This is a genomic window from Hydrogenophaga sp., assembly GCF_048549895.1.
In the GTDB taxonomy this organism is placed as follows: Bacteria; Pseudomonadota; Gammaproteobacteria; order Burkholderiales; family Burkholderiaceae_C; genus Hydrogenophaga.
Window position 1 is genome coordinate 1 of the sequence record NZ_JBLYYB010000153.1, and the last position, 5,924, is coordinate 5,924.

Annotated in this window: 5 protein-coding genes and 1 pseudogene; 3 read left to right on the plus strand and 3 right to left on the minus strand. The window is 58.1% G+C overall.

Annotated features, from left to right (window positions below; translation table 11 throughout):
* The first annotated feature begins 691 nt into the window (after window positions 1-691).
* The gene (locus ACN4F8_RS15270) at window positions 692-1,294 is read left to right on the plus strand and encodes a uracil-DNA glycosylase family protein (RefSeq protein WP_051249094.1); all 603 of its coding nucleotides are present in this window, start codon (window positions 692-694) and stop codon (window positions 1,292-1,294) included.
* A 182-nt stretch (window positions 1,295-1,476) separates the two neighbouring features.
* Here the strand turns inward: ACN4F8_RS15270 and egtB are convergent, their stop codons facing one another.
* Entirely contained in the window at window positions 1,477-2,745 is a 1,269-nt protein-coding gene (gene egtB / locus ACN4F8_RS15275; RefSeq protein WP_034713439.1) for an ergothioneine biosynthesis protein EgtB, read from the minus strand.
* 229 nt (window positions 2,746-2,974) lie between these two features.
* Window positions 2,975-4,126 (minus strand): L-histidine N(alpha)-methyltransferase, encoded by a 1,152-nt coding sequence (egtD, locus tag ACN4F8_RS15280; RefSeq protein ID WP_419474347.1) that lies wholly within the window; start codon window positions 4,124-4,126, stop codon window positions 2,975-2,977.
* A gap of 393 nt (window positions 4,127-4,519) precedes the next feature.
* On the opposite strand from egtD, the gene ACN4F8_RS15285 reads away from it, so the two are divergent.
* Window positions 4,520-4,801 carry a DUF427 domain-containing protein gene (locus ACN4F8_RS15285; protein ID WP_026437798.1) on the plus strand — a complete coding sequence of 94 codons (282 nt, stop codon included), beginning with the start codon at window positions 4,520-4,522 and terminating at the stop codon, window positions 4,799-4,801.
* 303 nt (window positions 4,802-5,104) lie between these two features.
* Here ACN4F8_RS15285 and ACN4F8_RS15290 read toward each other — a convergent pair whose 3' ends face one another.
* Window positions 5,105-5,512 carry a RidA family protein gene (locus ACN4F8_RS15290; protein WP_026437797.1) on the minus strand — a complete coding sequence of 136 codons (408 nt, stop codon included), beginning with the start codon at window positions 5,510-5,512 and terminating at the stop codon, window positions 5,105-5,107.
* Window positions 5,513-5,636: 124 nt separating this feature from the next.
* Here ACN4F8_RS15290 and ACN4F8_RS15295 point away from each other — a divergent pair.
* Window positions 5,637-5,840: pseudogene (locus ACN4F8_RS15295) on the plus strand (LysR family transcriptional regulator); the annotation flags it as partial.
* Between the last annotated feature and the right edge of the window lie 84 nt (window positions 5,841-5,924).

The window sequence follows — 5,924 nt, forward strand, 5'->3', positions numbered from 1 at the left end:
CCGCCTTCAAAAACCATCGGTATCCGCCTTCCATGTCGTCATCTGAAAATCGACGACTCAGCTCACGCTGCGGCGGGGGTTATGCAGACCTTCCTTAGCTTCATTCCGCTTGGCGAGCAAGAGAAGAGAACTCGCCGCTCCGGCAGGAAGCGTTTTCCGCACCACTCCAAAATAGGGTTCGGGAGCGAGCGCTGGGGCACTGTACGGCGCTCGGCGTGTCCGATAGTCCGGAATACATCTCCTATCGTCGCCGCGAGGGATGTGGCTCGCGCAGTTCCCCAGCGAAAAGCCGTCCAGGCGCACTAAGGATTGATCGGCACAGTGATGTGGTACCGACCGTCGCTGGGTTGCTGTGGCTGCATTGGTCCGGTACTCCGAGGCTTTCCCCAAATGACAGGCCCTCAACGACTTCAAAGGTCAAGCTCTTCAAACTTGGAGGGATCGGCGTAACGTTTCACGTAAACGCAGCATGGAAGTGGCCTCGGCGCCGCCTGATTCCATCCCCGCGGACGCACCGAATTCATTCTTTGCAAAACAACTATCCAGAAGCTGACGCCAAAACGTTGAGCATGTCTGCGCGATGGCGTGTAAGCTGGCCACGACTGGCACTGCGCTGCGACAGGAAACCTTTCGCAATCAGACCGTCATGCCTACTCAACGTCTCTTTGCGAACGACTCTCACTTGACTTCGATGCCGCTGCACTGCTCTGCTGCTGGTCGTCTTGACGCACTTCTGAGTGAGATTCAAGCATGCCGCGTCTGCGAGGCGCATCTCCCGCTGGGTCCTCGACCCATTGTGAGAATCTCACCGTCCGCTCGCATCCTGATGGTTGGTCAAGCACCAGGCCTTAAGGTTCACGAAAGTGGGATTCCGTGGCACGACGCAAGCGGGAAACGGTTGAGGGAGTGGTTGGGGGTCGAGGAATCGGTGTTCTATGACGCGCGCCGGTTCGCGATCGTGCCGATGGGCCTGTGCTATCCCGGTCGAGGCCGCAGCGGAGACTTGCCGCCACGTCCCGAGTGCGCGCCTCTTTGGCATGAACGCATCCTCTCCTCTCTGCCTCACATTCGACTGACTATCCTCATCGGGCAGTACGCTCAGGCGAAATACCTCGGTGAACGCAGGCAGGCGACCCTCACTGAGACAGTCGCAGCATGGAAGTCGTATGCGCCACAGTTCATCACCCTGCCCCACCCCTCGCCGCGCAACCAGAACTGGCTGAAGCAGAATCCGTGGTTCGACAGGGACATTGTTCCGATGCTTCGCAACCACGTGGCGGATGCGCTGGCATAGCCCGATTGCGGCTGCTATCGGTCTTAGCGCCTGGACTTACCACCAGTTTTCGCATTGGCTCCAAGTTCCTCCGCCTGCAAGGACTGCGGCGACCCTGCCCGAGTCGTTCAGCGCTATCCCTTGGGATCAGCAGGCGGAACTCGGTGCCCCATGGCGTGCCCCGCCTCTGTTTCAGCCTGGCATCAACACTCCATGTCCCGCGCGAGGCGCAGCCCACTGAATTGCCACCTGGTCGCGGGTGGAAAGAAATTGCGATAGGTGAGGCGCGTGTGGCCGCGTGGGGTGGCCACGCTTCCACCGCGGAGAACAATTTGGCCGACCATGAACTTCCCGTTGTACTCACCGATAGCTCCTGGCCATGGCCTGAATCCTGGATACGGATCAAAAGAAGAGCGTGTCCACTGCCAGACATGACCTGTTAGCTGTCGAATCTCCGGCAACCGTGCCGCCGATTCCCATTCAGCCTCTGTGGGCAGTCGCGCACCGCTCCATAGAGCAAAGGCAGCAGCCTCATAGAAGCTCAGCTGGCTCACTGGAGCTCCAAGATCCATCGGCTGGACTCCGGCAAGCCCGAACACCTGCCACCCCTCGGCCGGCGCGCTGGAGTCTCTTGGCGCAATCCAGTAGGCGGGCATTTGCCAGCCATTAGACTGAACCACCGCCCAGCCCTCGGACAGCCACAAGGCGGGAGTTTTATAGCCACCGTCGGCGATGAAGTCGACATACTCTGAGCAAGTGACCAAGCGGTCGGCAATTTGGAATGGCGCCAGCCAACAACGATGTCGCGGGGTTTCGTTGTCGAACGCAAAGGTTCCGCCTGGGTGACCGACCTCTACCAATCCGCTCGGTCCATCCAGCCATTTAACCTGTGAAGGAGTTTGAAGGCGAAGTGGCCCCTCTCCAGAGGCTCGAAGTGCCGGGAGCATCGGATTGCACGAGAGCAGGTGTAGGGCGTCCGTGACAATGAGCTCTTGATGCTGCTGCTCATGCTGCAGACCAAGAATAATCAGCGGCCCCACAGACTCGAGGGTTTCGTTGTCGGCCTCCTCTATGAGCCGAATGACAGCGGCGTCGACGTGCTCACGATACCGGTGCACTTCCCGCAGTGCTGGACGTGTGAGAAGCCCTCGCTGGGCCCTCGGATGGCGGCTACCCAGGGACTCGTAGTACGAATTGAACAGGTGCAGATAGGACGCGTTGAAGGGCTCGCATGATGTGTGAGACATCAGGACCACGGCCTCGAAGAACCACGTGGTATGCGCCAGGTGCCACTTCGTCGGACTCGCGTCTGCCATTGACTGTGCGCACTGGTCCTCCACGCTCAGGGGACTCGCCGCACTCAGAGTGGCTGCGCGAACCAGTGCAAAACGGTTCGCAAGAGCTGCGCGATCTGTCGCGTCAGGAATGAGAAAACTCGCGGGAGAACACGCGCGAAGTAAATTCCTGGTCATGAGCCCCGGGGTCCTTTTTTTTATGAGCGTGCCCGGCGTTCAGAGCAGCCAGGTGATTGACAAAACATGGACATATCGACGTCTTCGTCCATTGTTCTGACCGCACATTGGCCGCAGTCGCTATGAGCAGGCCCCCTCGTGTGAATAGGTGGCTTCGTCGTCGCAGGAGGGAGAGGGAGTGGGAGTGGGTTAGCCAATGCTGATGCGCAGAATGTAGGCGGCGCGCATATCAGTCGGCGCTGTATTCTTGGTCGCTGCCAATCGGGACACGTTGCGCGGACAAAACTGCAAAGTATCCGTCCGGGTCAGTCCAAAAGCCGGTCGTATTCCATCCTCCCGCCCTGAGCAGCAAGCGAATGTCCCGTACGGTGTACTTGTAGCTGTTCTCGGTATGAATGGTTTCGCCCTCCCGCATGGAGAAGCTGCAATCGGCTACGCGAAACTGCACGTCGTATCGCGCGCGAAGATGCATCTCTATCCGGGATAGCCCTTCATTCCACCGCACCTCGTGCTTGAAGGCAGACACCGGGATGTCGCCGCCGAGTTCCCGGTTGATGCGGTGCAGCAGATTGAGGTTGAACCTGGCGGTGACTCCCTGCGGGTCGTCATATGCCGGCAGGAGGATCGCCTCGTCCTTCAGCAGATCGACCCCCAGGAGCAGGATGGAATCATGGCCAAGGGCGTCGCCAAACGTCCGCAGGAGGTTGACTGCGGCCGCTTCGCTGAGGTTGCCGAGGGTAGATCCCGGGAAAAAGCCGATGCCACCTCGCTGCAGGACCGTATGCGGCAGCTCCATCGGACGCAGAAAGTCCGCCTCGACAGGCCGCATGGGAATATGCGGGAACTGGGCCTGCAAAGACGCAATGGATTCGCGCAGGAATTCGCCGGAGATGTCGATGGCGATGTACTCCGAGACCAAGGCGTTACCAAGCAGCACGGAAGTCTTGGTGGCGGAGCCCGCACCGAACTCAACGAGCACCTTGTTGTGCCCCAGGAGTGGGACGATCTCACGGATGTACGTCGACAGAATCGTACGCTCGCAACGGGTTGGGTAGTACTGCGGCAGCCGAGTAATGTCCTCGAACAGCTTTGAGCCTTCTTGGTCATAGAACCAGCGCGGAGGAATGGCCTTGTTAAGGCTTCCCATTCCACTAAGCACATCACGCAGAAGCCCGAGATAGGAGTTGGCGGCGGGCGCTACTGTGGGCGCAGGGAAGGAGGGGTTTCTCATCAAACGGAAAGGCAAATACTGACTCACACCATCATCCAGTCGATACGTCTGACGATGCTTGAATGGCTCCATACCCGGAGAAAAAGCGAAGGCTACAGCTACTGTGTCTCCATAACTATTCTTCTCCGATGACCCCACACGGGTCAACATGCCAATGTGTCCGGACGTCCGACAAAATGAGCCAGGGAACCTGAAGTGGTCATTCAGTGGGAGGCAGGACTGATTGACGGCTGGCCTTGATCGTCGATACGTACTGAGTTCACGGCCAGCGTCCGATAGTCCGGAAAACGTTCCCCATCGTCTACGCAAGGCCCGTAGTTCGCGCACTTCCCAACAAAAAAGCCATTCCAGGCACTACATTGGAACGACTCTGACGTAGAGAGGAGTCACTTTCAGTGACCCCTCCAAGAAATTTGAACTGAGATGCCGATCGAAGTTGATTTGATTGCCGTCAAAGAATATGCCTGCACGCGTGTGCCGACCCAGAATGGCGCAGTGGCGCTGATCTGAACATCTGCTTGAATTCACACTGGAGACATTGACATGAAAGCCACATGGAACGGCGCGGTGATTGCGCAGAGCGACGACACGGTGGTCGTTGAGGGGAACCACTACTTTCCCGACAGTTCGCTGAACCGCGAATATGTCACCTTGAGCGACCACAAGAGCAGTTGCCCTTGGAAGGGCCTAGCCAGCTACTACTCACTCAAAGTGAATGGCGAGACCAATCCGGATGCGGTCTGGTACTACCCCAACCCAAAGCCTGGTGCCGAAATGGTGAAAGATCGAGTCGCCTTCTGGAAAGGCGTGAAGGTCGAAGCGTAGGACAAGCTGGACGAGGCCATGGATGCATCGTGTCAGTGATGGCACGGATGCAGTTTCCATTTCCTGCTTTCACAAACGGCAGACAAGCTCCACGTTGCTCGCTCACGGTATGTTTTTTTGCAGTTACTCACGCCCCTTTTGGTAGTCCGGCTGCATGTGGTGGCGAACTCGCATCACCACCGGTTGCAAACATCGCAGCGTTGTCAGGAGTGGATGCAGGTCAGTAGCGACTACGAGTTGGTTTCCACCGCTACCGGGCCAGATCACTCTGATCCTGACTAGCTTGCACCGCGCGTGGTCGGATTACACGGCAGCAGTGGCCTCGGGCAGCTTGGCAATCACTTTGATCTCGAACTGGAATCCATACAACCAGGTTACGCCAATGGCTGTGAGCGTGGGGTGCGGAGCCTCACCCCAGTACTCCCCCACCACCTCCCAAATGGTTTCGAACTTTGGCTCAGGATCAACGATGAACACGGTCACGTCGACCACGTCTTTGAACGTGCAGCCTGCGGCCGAGAGGATCGCGTTGAGGTTGTCGAAAGCGAGCCTTACCTGGGCTTGCAATTCGGGTTCTGGCGAGCCATCGGGCCTACTGCCCACCTGCCCTGAGACGAATAGAAAGCCGTTGGACCGGATCGCAGGTGAGTAACGGTTCTTGTCATAGAGCGCCTGACGGCCGGCGGGGAAAACAACATCACGTGCAGACATGAGATACCTATTTGTTGGTGGGGATGGGTGGACTCTAGGCGATCACGGTCTTCAGATAAACAAGCAAGTCGCACAATGACTTTTTGCCATTTCCAAACAATAACCCCTGACATCAGGATCTCCGATGGACCGATTCGATGCAATGCAGGCCTTTACCCGCGTAGTGGAAGCCGGTAGCTTCACTAAGGCGGCACAGACGCTGCACATGAGCAAGACCACTGTGACGCAGCTCGTGCAGCAGCTGGAGGCGCGGCTGCGCGTGAAGCTGCTGAACCGCACCACGCGGCAGGTGAAGATCACGCCCGACGGCGCCGCGTGGGTATTTCGGACCAACGTGACCGCTGGTTTCGGTATCGTGACCGAGGATTTCGGCCCATCGTGACCGACTCCGTTGTCGGTTCATCGTGACCGG

Excerpts from the sequence above, each read along its gene's own strand:
- ACN4F8_RS15270 (WP_051249094.1), top strand. The coding sequence starts at position 692 with ATGCCGCTGCACTGCTCTGCTGCTGGTCGTCTTGACGCACTTCTGAGT.
- egtD (WP_419474347.1), bottom strand. The coding sequence starts at position 4,126 with ATGTTGACCCGTGTGGGGTCATCGGAGAAGAATAGTTATGGAGACACA.
- ACN4F8_RS15290 (WP_026437797.1), bottom strand. The coding sequence starts at position 5,512 with ATGTCTGCACGTGATGTTGTTTTCCCCGCCGGCCGTCAGGCGCTCTAT.
- egtB (WP_034713439.1), bottom strand. The coding sequence starts at position 2,745 with ATGACCAGGAATTTACTTCGCGCGTGTTCTCCCGCGAGTTTTCTCATT.
- ACN4F8_RS15285 (WP_026437798.1), top strand. The coding sequence starts at position 4,520 with ATGAAAGCCACATGGAACGGCGCGGTGATTGCGCAGAGCGACGACACG.